The sequence below is a fragment of the Providencia sp. PROV116 genome (assembly GCF_028482485.1).
Classification (GTDB): domain Bacteria; phylum Pseudomonadota; class Gammaproteobacteria; order Enterobacterales; family Enterobacteriaceae; genus Providencia; species Providencia rettgeri.
On sequence record NZ_JAMPQO010000002.1, the window covers coordinates 220096 to 237680 of the forward strand.

Sequence of the window (17585 nt, forward strand, 5' to 3'; positions counted from 1 at the left end):
CTTCGTTATTGTAATTGTTTATTTGTATTTGCAGGGTAAAAAAAAACCTGAGTCCACTAGGGGGCTCAGGCCAACGTTTTACTGATGGATAAACCAGATAACCTTCGTTTGAGTATATTGTTCAAATGCCTCTAACCCGTTGTCTTTACCGCCAAAACCTGATTGACGAAAACCACCAAACGGCGTTGTAATATTGCCCTCACTAAAGCCATTGACTGAAACAGTACCCGCATTAATACGCTGTGCAATTTGCATGGCTCGGTGAATATTTTGGCTATAAAATGAAGCCGCTAAGCCATATTGAGTGTCATTAGCTAAAGCAACCGCTTCATCATCAGTTTTAAACGATGTGACGGATAAAATAGGGCCAAAAACTTCATGCTTAAATAGCGACATTTCAGGCGTGACTTCATCAAAAATTGTCGGTTCGATATACCATCCAGCCCCCAATTCATGATGAATTTTTCCACCCGCAACTAATTTTCCTCCCTCTTTTAACGTGATATCTAAAAAGGATTTTACTTTCTCAAAATGAGCCTGTTCGACCATTGGCCCAATTGAAATATCTGCTTGCCTTGGGTCTCCGACTTTCCATTCTTTAATGGCGACGGCAAGCTTCTCTAATAGTATTTTTTTGATGCTTTCGTGCACAATTAAGCGAGAACCACAGCTACAATTTTCACTCATATTCCAGAAAGCCGCCGCCATAATATGTGGAATTGCCGCCTCAATATTCGCATCTTCAAACACTACTTGAGGACTTTTACCGCCACATTCGAGTACAATTTCTTTTAAGTTACTTTCGGCGGAATATTTTAAAAATAAGCGTCCCACATCTGTTGAACCAGTAAATGACACCATATCAACATCATGATGGCGGCCAAGCGCTTCCCCGACTTTTTCACCTAATCCACAAACGAGACTTAAAGCGCCTTTAGGAATACCGGCCTCATAGGCCAGTTCCACCATACGATGCGCGCTTAATGAGGTTAGTTCGGCAGGTTTCACAATCACCGAATTGCCTACAGCAAGAGCTGGAGCTACTTTCCACGCAAACATTTGAGCAGGGAAATTCCACGGTAATACCGCCCCCACCACACCAATAGGCTCATGCACTATTAACCCCAACTCTTGATGACTGGTTGGTGCAATTTTGCCAAACAGTTTATCAATCGCTTCGGCATACCAATAAAAGGTGTCAATCGTTGCGGGCAAATCGGTATTTAAGCATTCGGTGATAGGCTTACCTGCATCAATACAGTCTAGCGCCGCAAGTTCTTCACTATGTTTTTCAATCAGATTAGCCCATTTAAGCATGATAGCTTTACGTTCTTGCGGCGATAACCCGCGCCATTCACCTTGATTAAACGTGCCACGCGCCACCTGTACCGCGGCATTAATATCGCCCTCATCACCATCTGCAATAAAACCAATAATGCTGTTGTCGATTGGGGTACGGTTTTCTAATCTATTTTGCTGTTCTGGGTGCCCTGCAATTAAATTGCCTGCCCACAGTTTTCCTTGTTTTGCGCGTTCAAATACCTGCTGCTGGGTAAGAGTCATATTTCCCCCTAGCGCTTAATTAATTTAATAAAGTCATCGCGTTCTTTAGACGCTATATTTGACAGAGGCAAACGAACCGGGCCGACATTGAATGTGCCATTCAAGCAACCCGCCTTGGCTTTTTGGTTATAGTCCCCTGATTCCATTGAGTAAATTGCAGGGTAAATTTCATTCATAATCTGCTTGGCTTGTTGCCAGTCACCCGCTTGTGCAGCATTAAAAATAGCAACTTGCTCTGCTGGAAATACATTACCCGCTCCCGCAATCCAACTTTTGGAACCCCAAAAGAAGAAATCCACTGGTTGATCATCGCAACCACAAATGACCTCAAAATTTTTGAATGGTGTTTGTAATAAATGCAGTGCTCGACTAAAGTTCCCACTGCTTTCTTTGATAGCGACAATATTGTCAATTTCGGCTAGCTTAATGACCGTTTCAATGTCAATTTCAATACCAATCCGAGCTGGGAAATTGTACATAATAATGGGTAATGGTGTTGATTTTGCGACTTTTTCATAGTGGGCATATACCCCTTGCTGGTCCGGCAAACTATATGGCGGTGGCGACAGCATTAACCCTTCATAACCGAGTTCTTGAGCTTGTTTCGCACGTGCAATTGCCCCCTCGGTTGATAAATCATTAATACCCGCAATTAATGTCACTCGTCCTTTGGCAATTTTGCAAACGGTTGACAGCACGGTCCTACGTTCATCTTCGTTTAATGCGTAATACTCCCCTGTTGTCCCACAAACCACTAACCCCGTCACACCCCGCTCAATAAGTTTTTCAGTTAATTCAGCAAGTGCACTGATATTTAATGTTAAATCATCATGAAATGGAGTCACTAACGGAACAAGAATGCCATGGAAATTCATTTGAATTCTCCTCAAAATTAAAGAAATCGTTCAATGGAAAAAGGGGTACAGTCGATACTTGTCGGCTGATGATGGATAAAACTATTCACAATATCTGCGGTGATCGCCGCTTGGGTTAATCCCAAGTGTTGGTGACCAAATGCAAAAATATAGGGGCCTTTATGGTCTAAGACTGGCAATGAATCAGACGTAGATGGGCGAAACCCCATCCATGATGTAGATTGTTGGCTATTTAATGTTTTCTTTAGCATGGGTTGCGCTAATGGGAAAAAATGTTGAGCTCGCTGCATATTTGCAGGACGTTTTAACCCTGCATATTCTACGGTTCCTGCGAGGCGTAACCCTTGAGACATTGGCGTCATAATAAAACGCCTATCCATACTTGATACCGGTATCGATAATCGACCTAACTCATGGGGCAACATCAAATGATAACCACGCTCAGTTTCAAGTGGCACTTTGATACGACTCACCATTTTGACTAATGATTTAGAGAATGCGCCCCCTGCAATCACTATTTTTTGTCCTGTAAACTGCCCTTGAGTGGTTGTCAATATCGCTTGTTGATTCGACGTTGATGTAATTTCTGTTACTTCACAGTGGGTTAATACTTGCCCACCCGCAGCGATAAAAGCTTCTGTCAGTTTTTTGTGTAACGCACATAAATCCACAACATGGCCTGTATCGGGGTAAAAAATGCCACCAATTTGGCTTTCAGATAAAGCAGGTTCGCGCGTTAATAGCGCATCTTGATCAATCAATTGATTAGTCACACCAATACTTTGTAGATACTCACTGTGCTGGCTTAGCTTATCGAGCGTCTCTTTTTTCTCTGCCACCAATAGTGACCCCTTCATTTTGACAAGGTCATTTAATTGCCATTTCTGAATAAATGCTTGCCATGAATCGAAAGCGGCACTATTTAGTGTCATCAATGTGTGATGAATATGGGTAAAAGGCTTATGGCGCATGTTACCCAACAATTTTATTAACCAAGGTGTTAGCGGTAATAAATAACGCCAATCCAGGCGCAGAGGGCCCAATGGGTCAAGTAACATTTTCGGAATTGATTTTAAAACGCTCGGATCCGCAATCGGAAAAACCTGTTCTGTCGCAATATGCCCTGCATTGCCAAATGAGGCTCCTTGGCCAATTTCATGTTTATCAAGCAACAGCACTTGTGAGCCATTAGCTTGCACTGTCAGTGCAATACTCAAGCCAATAATGCCGCCACCCACTACAATCACTGGATATTTGCGTTCCATTTCATTCCCCTATGCCACTGAAATTCCAAAACGAAATGGATCTTGTTCATCTATCAATAAGGTATTTTTCCCACTGATATAGGCATGCCCGCGAATAGTCGGAATAATGCCGTTTTCATCAGCCTGTTGAAAACTGGCCTGAAATTGGCTGCCAATCACACTGGCTTGATGCCAGATTTCACCTGCCGCCAGCTTTTTATCCGCGGCTAAACAGGCAAGTTTGGCACTAGTTCCTGTTCCACAAGGGGAGCGGTCATAGGCGCCTCCGGGGCATAACACAAAACTTTGGCTATTGGCTTCGGGGTGTGTACCGAATAATTCGATATGGTCAATTTCTTGGCCATCTTTACCGCAAATACCTTGATCAGATAAGGCTTGCTTAATCTTTAAACTGACTTCTGTCAGTAATTTAATATTTTGGTAATCAATAGCGACTGGTGACTGCTCAACAAGAAAGAACCAATTTCCGCCCCAAGCAATATCCCCGGTAATGGTGCCGAGTTCTGGAACATTAACTTGTACCGCTTTGCGATAACGATATGAATAAACATTCTGAATACTCACACTGCCATCTTGATGCAAATGAGCCGTAACATCCCCTACCGGGGTTTCGATAAGATGTTTACCGAAAGTGATATGACCGAGAAAACGCAATGAAGCCACTAAACCGATAGTGCCATGGCCACACATTCCCAAGTAACCTTGATTGTTAAAAAAAATCACACCGGCTGCTGCTGCTGGGTTTTGTGGTTTACACAATAGTGCCCCCACTAAAATATCATTACCTCGTGGCTCTAAAATGGTGGTTTTACGCCATACATCATGTTGATGGCGTAATATCTCCAGTCTTGATGCTATGCTTTGCTGCCCTAAATCAGGGAATCCGTCGATAACGAGCCGAGTTGGCTCACCTGCAGTATGGGAGTCGATAACTTCAATTTTGGTATATTGATATTGCATTGGTTAGCATCCTATCTATTATCATTGTTAATAGAATGCTTGATTTTTGTTAACAACTCTTGATATCTTTCCAACAAACTTATGCGCTTTTCTGCACAATCTAAAAATATTTAACAGAATTAGTAAAATTAATTTAATATTTCGGAGCGCAGCATGATCAATCTAAATAAATTGTTATTGATTAGTCAGGAAAATATGCTGTTTCCTGTTGATAATATTGATGTTCTATTAAATCATTTAGGCTTAGTGATGCCCCTCATTAATACCTTGCCGAATGTGACTTTCTTTGTGAAAGACCATAATGCAAAGTATGTTTTGGCCAATGATAATTTAGCCACCCGTTGTAAAATCGATAGCGTTAATCATCTAGTTGGTAAATGTGCTGAGGATATTTTTCATTCGGAACTAGGCCAAAGCTATAGTTCTCAAGATTATTTAGTGATGGAGAAAAAAATTAGCGTCATTAATAAACTTGAACTTCACCTGTATAAAGCGGGTTTGTTGGGATGGTGTTTAACAACTAAGGTTCCTATTTTTAATACACGTAACCAAGTTATTGGAGTTGCAGGTATTTCAGTGGATTTACAAGATGTGAAATCGGTCAGCCCTAAGCTAAACAACCAACTTAGCCGTGTTGAACGCTATATTAGTGAGCATTTCGATACCGCAATAAAAATGACAACTCTTGCTGACATATCTGGCCTCTCGCTTTCTCAATTAAACCGCCAGTTTAAAGCTATTTTTTTGATAACCCCTCAACAATATATTCAAAAAATGCGGCTTGAACATGCGATTGAACTGCTCGAAGATGATTTTTCAATTACTGAAATTTCCAGTAAGTGTGCTTATGCTGATCACAGCGCTTTCTGCCGAAAATTCAAAGAAATGACCACCATGACACCTAGCCAATTTAAACGAATGCGTTCAAAAATCGATAAACAAAGGATATTGGCCTGACTGAGTATCATATTGGTTAACCCGTTTTTCCTTAATACCGATAAATTCATTCTCTTTAGATTTTATGAAGTGCTTTTTGGCCGTTTATTCAAATAATTACCGCAGTACCTTCGATATAATTACTAAATAACTTCCCTTGGTTATTTCCTAACTTAAGATAGCTCTTATTGCAGACATCCATCAATCGGGTATTGATATATCCCAATGCTGCATCTAAGTGCGGTGACGAGAAAGGAATACTCAATGACCATTTACGATCTGAAACCTAAATTTCAAGATCTTCTTCGTCCAATTGTTCGTAAGCTATTTAGTGCGGGTGTGACGGCTAATCAAGTCACTTTGGCAGCTTTACTTTTGTCTGTGATCTGCGGAATGCTATTACTGTTCATTCCAAACCCACACCTGTTTATTTTATTACCTTTCGTACTGTTTATTCGTATGGCACTCAATGCGATTGATGGCATGTTAGCAAGGGAGCACAACCAAAAAAGCCACCTTGGTGCAATCCTGAATGAGCTTGGTGATGTTATTTCAGATATCGCACTATACCTACCATTTGCGGTTATTTTCCCTCAAGTATTTTGGCTTATTTTATTCATTCTATTTCTTACGCTACTTACTGAATTTATTGGTGTTATCACTCAAGCAATTGGTGCGTCTCGTCGCTATGATGGCCCTATTGGTAAAAGTGATCGAGCCTTTATTTTCGGTGCGTTAGGGCTGCTTGTCAGTATTTTCCCGCAAATCATATTTTCTAGTTGGATAAGTTATCTGTTTATCCTTTTAACTTTGTTGCTGTTTTATACTTGCTATAACCGTATTCGTCGTGCACTTTGTGAATTATCTACATCGGCGAATAATAATTAAGGAAGAATTATGAACGCTCAGACAGATTATCTGACGCAACGTCCCGTTATTGAGTCCCAATTTACCACCAGTGACCATACTTCTCTTTTTTATCGACATTGGCCAACAGAGACTTCGACCAACAAAGCGATTATTTTATTTCATCGTGGCCATGAACATTCTGGCCGTGTCGCCCATTTAGTCGATGAACTCAATTTACCTGACTATGCGATGTTTGCATGGGATGCCCGTGGTCATGGTAAAAATGATGGCCCGCGAGGTTATAGCCCTTCACTAAGCACATCTGTCAATGATGTCGATGAATTCGTACGTCACATTTCCTCCCAATATAATATTCCCTTAGAAAATATCATTGTTATCGGACAAAGTGTTGGTGCCGTCCTTGTCTCCGCTTGGGTTCATGATTACGCCCCCAAAATTCGTGGGATGGTACTCGCCTCTCCTGCATTTAAGGTTAAATTGTATGTCCCATTTGCCCGGACAGGGCTTGCTTTAATGCAAAAGGCTCGCGGTTTGTTCTATGTGAATTCCTATGTCAAAGCTAAATTTCTGACTCATGATGAACAACGAATTGATTCGTTTAATCGCGATCCATTGATCACTCGCCCTATTGCCGTCAATATTTTACTTGAATTATATAAAACAGCTGAACGTGTAGTGGCTGATGCAGGTGCAATTACCTTACCAACTCAATTATTTATTTCAGGTAGTGACCACGTTGTCCACCATCGACCTCAACATCAGTTTTTTGAAAGATTAAATACCCCAATAAAAGAAAAACATATATTACCCGGTTTTTACCACGACACATTAGGTGAAAAAGAACGCCATATCCCAATTGAAAAAATCCGTGATTTTATTGGGAAATTATTCGCCTTACCGCGCTACCAACATAATTATCAATATGAAGATATCTGGAGTGTCAGTGCTGAAAAATATCGTTCGCTCATGACTCCTTTGCCTAAATGGTGCCCTAAAAATCTTGCTTATAAAATTATGAGCAAATCAATGAGTACACTAGGTAAAGCTTCTGAAGGTATTTGCATTGGTTATGACAAAGGGTTTGATTCAGGTTCAACTCTCGATTACGTATACCGCGACAAAGCCCAAGGTAAAGGCTTATTTGGCCGTGTGATTGATAGGCAATATCTCAACAGTATAGGCTGGCAAGGAATACGCCAACGCAAAGTGAATATTGAAAATATTATTCGGCAAGCGATACGTGACCTCACGGAGACAGGTATCCCTGTTCGAATTATGGATATTGCCGCAGGCCAAGGTCGTTATATCTTTGATGCAATTAATGATTATAGCAAAGTTGAGTCTGTCCTATTAAGAGACTATAGCCCTATCAATGTTGAGCAAGGACAATTACATATTAAGGAACGTTATCTTGAAGATAAAATTCAATTTACTGAAGGTAATGCTTTTGACGCCGATGATTTAGCCGCGGTTTCACCCTCTCCAACAATTGGCATTGTTAGTGGTTTGTATGAACTGTTCCCCAGTAATGAAATGATAAACGCTTCATTAAATGGACTTTCTCGAGCTATCCCTCCTGGCGGGCTATTAATTTATACTTGCCAGCCATGGCACCCTCAAGTTGAAATGATTGCTCGGGTACTACCAAGCCACCAAGGTGGCCAAGCATGGGTTATGCGTTGTCGTAGCCAAGGCGAAATGGATACTTTAGTTGAAGAAGCGGGCTTTGAAAAACTAAACCAATTAATTGATAACTGGGGAATATTCAGCGTATCCATAGCTAGACGACGTTAGTCTATTTATCTCGCATTGTGATTGATGCCACATTGTTGACATCAATCACTAACTTCAACTTTAGGTGATAGCCATTGTTTATTGCCCGCAAAGCACCTATGCTGCTTAGCGTTATTTATTTCCCTAATCATTTACTGATATCACCGCCAGTTCGTTGCCATTTAAAGGAATAGGATAAAGGATGATAACTGCAACCCGCAAACCTCAACAGGCTGTATCTCGACGCCAAATAATACGCTCTGGTTTGCTATGGCTAGTTTTTCTAGCACCTTTTTTCTTCCTAACTTATGGCCAAGTCAATACGTATACCGCAACGTTAAATCAGGTTCCTTCTATCGTTTTTTCTTGGGAAACCCATATTCCATTTCTCCCTTGGTCTATCATTCCCTATTGGAGCATTGATCTTTTTTATGGGTTATCTTTATTTATTTGCACAACCCGTAAAGAACAAATGATCCATGGCTTACGGCTCATCACGGCTTCGATTGTCGCTTGTATTGGTTTTTTGCTATTTCCACTTAAGTTTAGTTTCCCTCGACCAAGTACTGATGGCCTATTTGGCTGGATGTTTGACAGCCTAGAGCTATTTGACCTCCCCTTTAACCAAGCTCCTTCATTACATATTATTTTATTGTGGATCTTATGGTTACGTTTTCGAGCACATACACCAACAAAATGGCGCTGGTTGCTTCATAGTTGGTCGATACTCATTCTCCTGTCCGTATTGACGACTTGGCAGCACCACTTTATTGATGTCGTCACCGGCTTTGCCGTTGGCTTATTAATTAGTTATTTACTTCCTATACAAACTCACTGGCAATGGCATTACACGGGGTCACCTCGCAGTTTTAAAATGAGCAAAAATTATGGCATAGGTTCTCTTGTTTGCTTTATTCTTGCGTTTATCTTCCAAGGATTCGCTTGGTTACTGTTATGGCCCGCTATCGCTCTCTTTTTTATTACCCTTGGTTATTTAGGCGCTGGTGCTAGCGTTTTCCAAAAAACACCGGAAGGGAATATTTTCCCTTCTGCCGCTATTTTATTACTACCATACCGGCTGATTGCTTGGGGAACCTATCATTACTTTGCTAAGCACTGCGCACAACCCAGTATTGTGAATAAACACATTGTTTTGGGAGGGCGCCCACTTTACGCTTTGCAAACTCAAGCTGTGTTAGATATGACTTGCGAATGGCCTCGCAATTCTTACAGCAAAGAGCTGAAATATTGTAGCCAACCGCAAATTGATTTGTTACCACTAAGCGCGGAAGATATCGAAAAGTCAGTCCATACTATGGATGCACTGGTAAAACATGGGGCGGTATACATTCATTGCAAATTAGGTTATTCACGAAGTGCGACTGTTGCTGTTGCATGGTTGGTACATCATGGCGATGCTAAAAACACAGAAGAAGCCGTAGCATTAGTTGAACAAGCTCGCCCACAAGTGATTTTAAATGCAGCAACGATACAACAACTGAATAATTGGTATGCCGATTACCATCTAAGTCGAGTGAATAATGAATACATTGATGAATAAACAACAAGGTGAAGTTATCACTATTTTAACTCATAGTTGGCGTTATTTTGCGACTGGGTCTGTATTGGCATTATTTTGTCAATTCGCTTTGTATTTCCATTCTAATTACCCTAAATATATTTTATTCGCCAATATAATTATATTTATAACTTGCCAGTATTATATATATCGCCTATGGCTCGATAACCATTTTTTTAAAATTATCTACACACATAATGAAACAGAACATTTTGATAATGCATTAAATTTTTTATTTCCAAACAAAATCAAACATCACACAATGCAGCAAAGGTGGTCAGGGACTAAACGTCTTTTCACTCATGCTCTTGGGTTAATACTCGTGCAATGGATAGGGTTATTGGTAGCAATAATAGCAAGTTGATTGATTAAGTATTAGTCAATACTATTATTTATATTTACCGTTCAAAAAATAAAATTGCTATTACATATATGTAGCCTAAAACTAAAAAGCAGCTATATAAAATGTATTCTAATTGTTTTTCTTTATAATATAACGGTTTTTTACTTTTGTTACTGAAAACGTTATGATAATTGCAGATTCATTGATACATAACAGATTTTTTTCAGATTGCTAAGCGTATCCTTATAGGTACATCTTTCGTTTATTTTTCACCCTGTTATTTGGTAGGGTATAATGAGTACAAAAAAAATTAATAGGTTGCGCCCTTTTAGTGCGCTAATAGATTCTTGTTGGAAAGAAAAATATACAGCTACTCGCTTTATTAAAGATTTAATTGCGGGTATTACCGTGGGTATTATCGCTATTCCGCTCGCAATGGCTTTGGCTATTGCAAGTGGTGTTCCGCCGCAATATGGGCTATATACCGCGGCTATTGCAGGGATCGTCATTGCGATAACAGGTGGGTCTCGCTATAGCGTTTCTGGCCCCACAGCTGCATTTGTAGTGATCCTCTACCCTGTTTCACAGCAATTTGGGCTCAGCGGGTTGCTGGTTGCGACAATGATGTCAGGGGTTATCCTGCTTGCGATGGGCTTTGCTCGGTTCGGTAAATTCATCGAATATATCCCTGTATCTGTTACATTAGGCTTCACTTCCGGTATTGCCATCACCATTGCCACAATGCAAATTAAAGATTTCTTTGGTTTGCAAATGGTGCATGTCCCAGAAAACTATGTTGATAAGCTAATTGCTATTGGTAATACATTCCCCACGTTTCAATACAGCGACACACTAATTGGGCTTTCAACTCTTTTGGTGCTTATCTTCTGGCCTAAATTAAAATTAAGATTTCCCGGCCATTTACCTGCCCTGATTGTCGGGACTTTCGTCATGTGGGTGCTTTCATTATTTGGCATGGAAGTCGCGACTATTGGTTCTGAATTTAGCTATTTATTGCCTGATGGCTCTGAAGGTAATGGCATTCCCCCTATCCTACCGCAGTTTATTTTGCCATGGGAGCTCCCCGGAAGTGCGCCAATTAACTGGGCGATGATCACCGCATTAATGCCTGCTGCATTTTCTATGGCAGTGCTTGGTGCGATTGAATCACTACTATGTGCCGTAGTATTGGACAACATGACGGGAACCAAACACCATTCCAATAGTGAACTTATTGGCCAAGGTGTGGGGAACATTGCGGCGCCTTTTTTTGGTGGGATCACAGCAACCGCTGCAATAGCCCGCTCTGCAGCTAACGTTCGCGCAGGTGCAACATCCCCCATTTCTGCGATTATTCACTCAATATTGGTGATACTTACATTATTAGTTCTTGCTCCAATGCTCTCTTATTTGCCATTAGCCGCCATGTCTGCATTATTATTGATTGTAGCTTGGAACATGAGTGCGGCGGGTAAAGTCGTTTACCTGATTAAACGCGCGCCAAAAGATGACATTATTGTATTAGTGCTATGTATGTCTCTAACTGTTCTATTTGATATGGTTATTGCTATTACTGTCGGGATTGTTCTCGCGTCATTATTGTTTATGCGACGTATTGCCAATATGACGCGTTCAACACAATTAGCAGAAACAGATGAAGAGCGAAGCCGTTTAGTCGTAAGAATAAATGGCCCATTATTTTTCGCTGCTGCTGAGCGTATTTTTGATGAATTACGTGTCAAAAGCGCAGGTTATGAAACCATCATTATGCAATGGGACGCAGTACCGGTCTTAGATGCGGGTGGCTTAGAAGCTTTCGAAAAATTCATCGATGCCGTACGCAAAGATACCCATGTCTTAGTTTGTGACATTCCGTTCCAGCCATTAAAAACGTTGGCAAGAGCAAAAGTTACACCGATTGAAGGCGTGTTAAGTTTTTATAATTCAATGGATCATGCACTTGAAGCTGTTAAGGCTATCGAACAGGCGGGTTCTATCGACACAGAAAAGGCAACAACAGCGTCTTAATTAAGTCCCTTAACTAAACCGCCATGTTATTTTACATGGCGGTTTAACTGTTACTCATTGAAGCAAAACATCTCATTCCCCGCTTCTTTCCCTTTTTCGCAGGCTATTGCCCTTAATTTTTTTGCTTTTACTGGGTCGATAGCCACCGTTCCTGTGTTATCTTCAGAAAATCTAAATGCTGCCATCCATTCTGCATACCCTGGATAAGTCATCTCATTTGCCTTATCAAACCATTGTTGTGCTTGCTTTTCATCTTTTGCGACACCTTGGCCATCTAGGTAGATAACGCCAAGCAAAACTGGAGCAATAAAAAAGTCTGGGTTATTTAGCGCGTTAACTTCCTTTAGAAGTTCTATAGACTGTTGATAATCCGTTTTACCTGCAATTGGGTTTATCAATGACTCTGCTAAACTGATTTTTCCCCGTGTACTGCCCATTTCAACCGCTTTAATCGCGTATTTACGTGCATCAACCAATTCCTGTGAAAAGTAACTATCACTTAATAGATTGATATCCGCCAATAACGCATAACCATCTGCATTACCATTTTTTGCGGATTCGTTTGCCCATAAACGCGCACTATTAAGATTTTGTAGAACACCTAAACCGGAAAAATACATTTGGGCCAGCTGATACTGAGCAAGGGCATCTTTCTTCGTTGCTTTTTGGTGAGTTTGTACAAATTTTTGTTTATCTTCAGGGGTAATATCAAGTTGAGCAATAGCTTGAAAAGAAAACGTAATTAGGGATGAAACGATAATAGCTTTAAAAAAGTTTGGTTTCATAATTGTTCTCATTAAAGAAGTCAAAGCGCAGAGCCTTGGCCTCCCCATTTTAAGAAGTATTGATATAAGTTATTCATTCCTACCCAATGGTTTTCACACCAGCTCGGGGCGAGTAACGTCGGTTTTCTGGCACTGGCACTAATACGGTGGTAGACAATGTCAGTTGGAGTATGACGCACCATTTCACCGGCAATTTGGGTATATTCATCAAGAGAAAGTGTTGCCAAGCGCCCTGCTCGCCAACTTTTTGCCATTACACTACCTTCAACAATATGTAGCGGGTGAAGTTTGATGCCATCCGTTCCACACTCAAGTACTTTATCCAATGTTTGCATATTCATTTGGGCATTTTCACCGGGTAGCCCACAAATCAAATGCGTACAAACTTTTAATCCAAGGCTACGCGCTTTTTGCGTTGTTTGTTGGTATGCATCAAAACCATGGCCGCGATTAATACGATGTAGCGTTTTATCATGAGCACTTTGTAAACCTAGCTCAAGCCATATTTCATAACCTTGTTGCCGATAACAACTCAATAAAGATAATACCGCGTCAGGAACACAATCAGGGCGCGTTCCAACACATAAACCAATAATATCAGCCTGTTGTAAAGCATCTTCATAGAGCTGTTTTAGCAGACTCACTTCTGCGTAAGTACTGGTATAGGCTTGGAAATAAGCTAAATAACGTTTTGCGCGGGAAATTCGGGTAATCTGTTGGTGAATTTGTTCACTGATGGTTTTAGAAGATTGGCTTTCATCAGCAAAAGAGGCCACATTACAAAAGGTGCAGCCGCCTCGCCCAAGGGTGCCATCACGGTTTGGGCAATTAAAACCACCATGTAAGGTAATTTTATAAATTTTTTCACCATATCGGCGCTGTAAATCAGCGCCGAACATAGAAACGACTTCGGTGAGCTGCATAAACCGTCTAACTTAGCGACTTGTATCTAACTCAGGGAAGCTTTTTACAACTTCGTCGATTGCTTTCATTTGCTTTAAGAATGGTTCTAGCTTATCTAATGGTAATGCTGATGGGCCATCGCAACGCGCGTTGTCTGGGTCTGGATGGGCTTCAAGAAATAACCCTGCGATCCCAACCGCCATTCCCGCTCTTGCCAGCTCAGCAACTTGACCACGACGGCCACCAGATGCGGCACCAAATGGGTCGCGGCATTGCAATGCATGGGTTACGTCGAAAATGACAGGACAGCCTTTTGATGCTTGAACCATGACATTAAAGCCAAGCATATCAACAACTAGGTTGTCATAACCAAAGTTTGCGCCACGGTCGCAAAGAATAATTTTATCGTTACCACCTTCGATAAATTTCTCAACGATATTTCCCATTTGTCCTGGGCTGATAAACTGAGGTTTTTTGATATTAATTACCGCATCTGTTTTAGCCATTGCTGCAACTAAGTCCGTTTGACGGGCTAAGAACGCTGGTAATTGAATGACATCAACGACTTCGGCAACAGGGGCTGCTTGTGCTGGCTCATGAACATCTGTAATGATTTTTACGCCAAATGTTTGTTTCAACTCTTGGAATATTTTCATTCCTTCTTCAAGACCTGGACCACGGTAAGAGTGAATTGATGAGCGGTTAGCTTTATCAAATGACGCTTTAAATACGTAAGGGATCCCCAACTTTTGTGTCACTGTGACATAATGCTCACACACTTTCATCGCCATATCGCGAGATTCTAATACATTCATCCCACCAAATAACACAAACGGCAAGTCGTTCGCGACATTGATATCACCAATATTGACTACTTTCTGTTGCATACTCTTACCTTTAATATTGAAACAGGGAAATCGGCCTGTATGTTAATTAATGTAATACGACTGGATGGTTATCCAGCGAATAAATTTGTATTTTAATCATTTCAGAGACAGGGTCTTCTGGGCAATGTTCAATAAAATAATTGAGATCGCTCAATGCCACATGATTACAATCTAAGTGTGCAAGAATTAACCCTCTGTCACGAATTTCGTAAGGGTCTTCAGGATCAAGAGTCAAAAGCGTTTCACAAACCCGTAACGCTAACTCCATCTTTTTTTCTTCCATTAATGCAGCTTTGAGCGTGTCAAAAATTTTACGAATAACAATGCTGTTTTCTGCTGCCTCAAGTTGGTCGTAGTAAAACTCAGAAAAAGGATCAACGGTTCCTTTGAGCCACAAATTTAACGTGTGTACTGATAAAGACTCACCATTAACAGGGTTAATTACCCATTGGCTACCATCATTTCTTTCACTAATAAATAATAATTGAGTAGGGAAAATAGCGGGATAAATCGTAATATCAAGGCGTTCGGCAATATACAAAAAAATAGCACCGAGTGTCACAGGCGTACCTTGTTTAGATGACAATACTTTGTCTAGCCACAGCATATCCGATAACAAATAGATCCCTTCAGCTGCGCCAAACGACCACTCTTGGTAAAAAAGTGAGGCCAATTGCTGAATTTTTGTTTCGTTATCAGCGGTTAAATCGATACGAGACTTGGCTGATGAGACTAAGCTATCTAACTGAGCTTGCACTTTCATCAGCGGGAAATCATGACGGATACATTGTGAAACAGTCATGATCCCTTCACTTAAAGGGAGTTGATTAAATTCTATATTCGCTATGGTTTTCATTACATTCCCACTGCTATGCCACTTAACCATTCCATTGACCGAGTGAAATTCGCTCTCTTCCACCATAATCAAGACAGGTCTCAATTTTGGTGTACCCATGTACTTCAAATAAATCACGCACTGCAAGACCTTGTGTCCAGCCATGCTCAAGAAGCAACCACCCTTGATTTTTAAGATATTTTTTAGATTCTTGAATGATATGCATTAAATCAGCTAAGCCTTCATTCTTAGCCACTAGAGCGGTTAATGGCTCAAATCGCACATCACCTTCGCTGAGATGCGTATCATTTTCATCAATATAGGGTGGATTACTGATAATCATATCAAATTGTTGAATTGATAGTGAAGCAAACCAATTACTTTGTCTAAAATTGACATTTGAAATATTCAAGCGCTGCTGATTTCGTTGTGCTAAAACAACTGCATCAGGGTTAAAATCAACACCGATAACCTGACTTTGCGGCATTTCAGATGCCAAGGCTAGTGCAATTGCCCCAGTCCCAGTACCTAAATCTAAAATTTGATTTTTTTGCTCTGTTAACCTGGATAAGGCTTGTTCAACAATGCATTCGGTATCTGGCCGAGGTATTAATGTCGCAGGAGAGACGTAAAGAGGAAGGGACCAGAACTCACGTTCACCGATAATATAGGCAATAGGCTCACCTTTCTCACGGCGTTGCAAAAGACATTCAGCTTGTTGGCATTCTTCAGCGTTGAGTTCTGTCTCACCAAATGCAAAAAGATAGGTACGGCTGCGACCTGTGACATGCTCCAGTAAAATCTCAGCATCTCGCTTCGCGCTGTCACTTGCAGACAGCCGATTGACTGCCTGCTTGATCCATTCGATATACTGCATTATTCCTGCTCAGACAACGCAGAAAGTTGGTCTGCCTGGTATTCATTGATGATAGGTTGGATAAGTGAATCCAATTTTCCTTCCATCACTTCATCCAAACGGTATAACGTTAAGTTAATACGGTGGTCAGTCACTCGGCCTTGCGGAAAATTATAGGTACGAATACGGTCAGAACGGTCACCAGAACCTAGCAGATTACGACGTTCAGATGCTTCTGCAGCTTGGCGTTTATCCATTTCGGCTTGGCGAATACGCGCACCTAATACAGACATCGCTTTCGCTTTGTTTTTATGCTGTGAACGTTCATCTTGGCACTCAACAACAATACCTGTCGGAATATGGGTAATACGTATTGCGGAATCGGTGGTGTTAACGTGCTGCCCACCCGCACCCGATGAGCGGAAAGTATCAATACGTAAATCCGCAGGGCTGATTTCAGGTAATTCAGCTTCTGGCAGCTCAGGTAAAATCGCTACAGTACAAGCGGATGTATGAATACGGCCTTGAGATTCCGTTTCGGGAACACGTTGAACACGATGACCACCTGACTCAAATTTTAAGCGACCATAAACGCTATCACCGGAAATTTTCGCGATGACTTCTTTAAAACCGCCATGTTCGCCATCGCTCGTGCTCATTAATTCAACGCGCCAGCGGTTGTTTTCTGCATAACGGCTATACATACGGAATAAATCACCCGCAAAAATTGCCGCTTCGTCTCCCCCAGCACCCGCACGGATTTCAACGAAACAGTTATATTCATCATCAGGATCTTTCGGAAGCAGCAACAATTGTAATTGCTGTTCGAGCTCTTCATTGCGCGCTTTGGCTTCTTTAAGCTCTTCTTGAGCCATTTCTTTCATTTCAGGATCGTCTAACAACATTTCAGCTGTTTCGATGTCATCCTGTACTGTGCGCCATGCGCTAAAGCATTTAGCGACATCAGACAATTGAGCATATTCTTTTGATAAAGCACGAAAACGGTCTTGATCGGCAATTACACCTGCATCAGCAAGGTGCGCTTCAATTTCTTCGTAGCGTTCTTGTAATGCTTCTAGTTTTGCGACAATAGAAGGCTTCATTCGTTATATAAGACCTATGATTAA

15 protein-coding genes are annotated in these 17585 nt (G+C 41.1%); 5 read left to right on the forward strand and 10 right to left on the reverse strand.

Going from position 1 to position 17585, the window contains the following annotated elements; translation table 11 throughout:
• Window positions 1-78: 78 nt before the first annotated feature.
• Genes PSE72_RS02590 through PSE72_RS02605 form a run of 4 tightly spaced genes read right to left on the reverse strand, consistent with a single transcriptional unit; the run spans window position 79 to window position 4663 of the window.
• A complete protein-coding gene (locus tag PSE72_RS02590) occupies window positions 79-1563 on the reverse strand; it encodes an aldehyde dehydrogenase (protein ID WP_115167314.1) in 1485 nt (494 codons plus the stop codon).
• Window positions 1564-1571: 8 nt separating this feature from the next.
• Window positions 1572-2438, reverse strand: a complete 867-nt coding sequence (dapA, locus tag PSE72_RS02595; protein ID WP_115167315.1) for a 4-hydroxy-tetrahydrodipicolinate synthase — start codon at window positions 2436-2438, stop codon at window positions 1572-1574.
• A 17-nt stretch (window positions 2439-2455) separates the two neighbouring features.
• Window positions 2456-3703: an NAD(P)/FAD-dependent oxidoreductase gene (locus PSE72_RS02600; protein ID WP_115167316.1), complete on the reverse strand. Its 1248-nt coding sequence runs from the start codon at window positions 3701-3703 to the stop codon at window positions 2456-2458.
• Between the two features lie 9 nt (window positions 3704-3712).
• Window positions 3713-4663: a 4-hydroxyproline epimerase gene (locus tag PSE72_RS02605; protein ID WP_115167317.1), complete on the reverse strand. Its 951-nt coding sequence runs from the start codon at window positions 4661-4663 to the stop codon at window positions 3713-3715.
• A 153-nt stretch (window positions 4664-4816) separates the two neighbouring features.
• On the opposite strand from PSE72_RS02605, the gene PSE72_RS02610 reads away from it, so the two are divergent.
• From PSE72_RS02610 to dauA, 5 genes are all read left to right on the forward strand, one after another.
• The gene (locus PSE72_RS02610) at window positions 4817-5620 is read left to right on the forward strand and encodes a helix-turn-helix domain-containing protein (RefSeq protein WP_042851586.1); all 804 of its coding nucleotides are present in this window, start codon (window positions 4817-4819) and stop codon (window positions 5618-5620) included.
• Between the two features lie 243 nt (window positions 5621-5863).
• On the forward strand, window positions 5864-6487 hold the full coding sequence (locus PSE72_RS02615; protein ID WP_110731898.1) for a CDP-alcohol phosphatidyltransferase family protein: 624 nt from the start codon (window positions 5864-5866) through the stop codon (window positions 6485-6487).
• Between the two features lie 9 nt (window positions 6488-6496).
• The gene (locus tag PSE72_RS02620; RefSeq protein WP_109911305.1) at window positions 6497-8263 is read left to right on the forward strand and encodes a bifunctional alpha/beta hydrolase/class I SAM-dependent methyltransferase; all 1767 of its coding nucleotides are present in this window, start codon (window positions 6497-6499) and stop codon (window positions 8261-8263) included.
• Between the two features lie 181 nt (window positions 8264-8444).
• The gene (locus PSE72_RS02625) at window positions 8445-9803 is read left to right on the forward strand and encodes a phosphatase PAP2/dual specificity phosphatase family protein (RefSeq protein ID WP_272690879.1); all 1359 of its coding nucleotides are present in this window, start codon (window positions 8445-8447) and stop codon (window positions 9801-9803) included.
• A 655-nt stretch (window positions 9804-10458) separates the two neighbouring features.
• The gene (gene dauA, locus PSE72_RS02630) at window positions 10459-12192 is read left to right on the forward strand and encodes a C4-dicarboxylic acid transporter DauA (protein ID WP_115167319.1); all 1734 of its coding nucleotides are present in this window, start codon (window positions 10459-10461) and stop codon (window positions 12190-12192) included.
• A gap of 50 nt (window positions 12193-12242) precedes the next feature.
• Here dauA and PSE72_RS02635 read toward each other — a convergent pair whose 3' ends face one another.
• From PSE72_RS02635 to prfA, 6 genes are read right to left on the reverse strand one after another with little or no spacing between them, the layout of a single operon-like run.
• Window positions 12243-12977 (reverse strand): tetratricopeptide repeat protein, encoded by a 735-nt coding sequence (locus PSE72_RS02635; RefSeq protein WP_217007728.1) that lies wholly within the window; start codon window positions 12975-12977, stop codon window positions 12243-12245.
• Window positions 12978-12997: 20 nt separating this feature from the next.
• Window positions 12998-13900, reverse strand: coding sequence for a TIGR01212 family radical SAM protein (locus PSE72_RS02640; RefSeq protein ID WP_115167321.1), 903 nt, complete (start codon window positions 13898-13900; stop codon window positions 12998-13000).
• A gap of 12 nt (window positions 13901-13912) precedes the next feature.
• Entirely contained in the window at window positions 13913-14767 is an 855-nt protein-coding gene (kdsA, locus tag PSE72_RS02645; RefSeq protein ID WP_004255137.1) for a 3-deoxy-8-phosphooctulonate synthase, read from the reverse strand.
• A 46-nt stretch (window positions 14768-14813) separates the two neighbouring features.
• Complete coding sequence (gene sirB1 / locus PSE72_RS02650; protein ID WP_198641190.1) at window positions 14814-15623, reverse strand: invasion regulator SirB1; 810 nt, start codon at window positions 15621-15623, stop codon at window positions 14814-14816.
• A gap of 22 nt (window positions 15624-15645) precedes the next feature.
• On the reverse strand, window positions 15646-16479 hold the full coding sequence (gene prmC, locus PSE72_RS02655) for a peptide chain release factor N(5)-glutamine methyltransferase (protein WP_115167323.1): 834 nt from the start codon (window positions 16477-16479) through the stop codon (window positions 15646-15648).
• A complete protein-coding gene (gene prfA, locus PSE72_RS02660; protein ID WP_004264135.1) occupies window positions 16479-17561 on the reverse strand; it encodes a peptide chain release factor 1 in 1083 nt (360 codons plus the stop codon). Before prfA ends, prmC begins: the two co-directional genes overlap by 1 nt.
• Window positions 17562-17585 lie beyond the last annotated feature (24 nt).

Coding starts and splice junctions, on each gene's coding strand:
- PSE72_RS02615 (WP_110731898.1), top strand. CDS start 5,864: ATGACCATTTACGATCTGAAACCTAAATTTCAAGATCTTCTTCGTCCA.
- PSE72_RS02640 (WP_115167321.1), bottom strand. CDS start 13,900: ATGCAGCTCACCGAAGTCGTTTCTATGTTCGGCGCTGATTTACAGCGC.
- PSE72_RS02625 (WP_272690879.1), top strand. CDS start 8,445: ATGATAACTGCAACCCGCAAACCTCAACAGGCTGTATCTCGACGCCAA.
- dauA (WP_115167319.1), top strand. CDS start 10,459: ATGAGTACAAAAAAAATTAATAGGTTGCGCCCTTTTAGTGCGCTAATA.
- PSE72_RS02635 (WP_217007728.1), bottom strand. CDS start 12,977: ATGAAACCAAACTTTTTTAAAGCTATTATCGTTTCATCCCTAATTACG.
- PSE72_RS02610 (WP_042851586.1), top strand. CDS start 4,817: ATGATCAATCTAAATAAATTGTTATTGATTAGTCAGGAAAATATGCTG.
- PSE72_RS02605 (WP_115167317.1), bottom strand. CDS start 4,663: ATGCAATATCAATATACCAAAATTGAAGTTATCGACTCCCATACTGCA.
- PSE72_RS02620 (WP_109911305.1), top strand. CDS start 6,497: ATGAACGCTCAGACAGATTATCTGACGCAACGTCCCGTTATTGAGTCC.
- prmC (WP_115167323.1), bottom strand. CDS start 16,479: ATGCAGTATATCGAATGGATCAAGCAGGCAGTCAATCGGCTGTCTGCA.
- dapA (WP_115167315.1), bottom strand. CDS start 2,438: ATGAATTTCCATGGCATTCTTGTTCCGTTAGTGACTCCATTTCATGAT.
- prfA (WP_004264135.1), bottom strand. CDS start 17,561: ATGAAGCCTTCTATTGTCGCAAAACTAGAAGCATTACAAGAACGCTAC.
- sirB1 (WP_198641190.1), bottom strand. CDS start 15,623: ATGAAAACCATAGCGAATATAGAATTTAATCAACTCCCTTTAAGTGAA.
- PSE72_RS02600 (WP_115167316.1), bottom strand. CDS start 3,703: ATGGAACGCAAATATCCAGTGATTGTAGTGGGTGGCGGCATTATTGGC.
- PSE72_RS02590 (WP_115167314.1), bottom strand. CDS start 1,563: ATGACTCTTACCCAGCAGCAGGTATTTGAACGCGCAAAACAAGGAAAA.
- kdsA (WP_004255137.1), bottom strand. CDS start 14,767: ATGCAACAGAAAGTAGTCAATATTGGTGATATCAATGTCGCGAACGAC.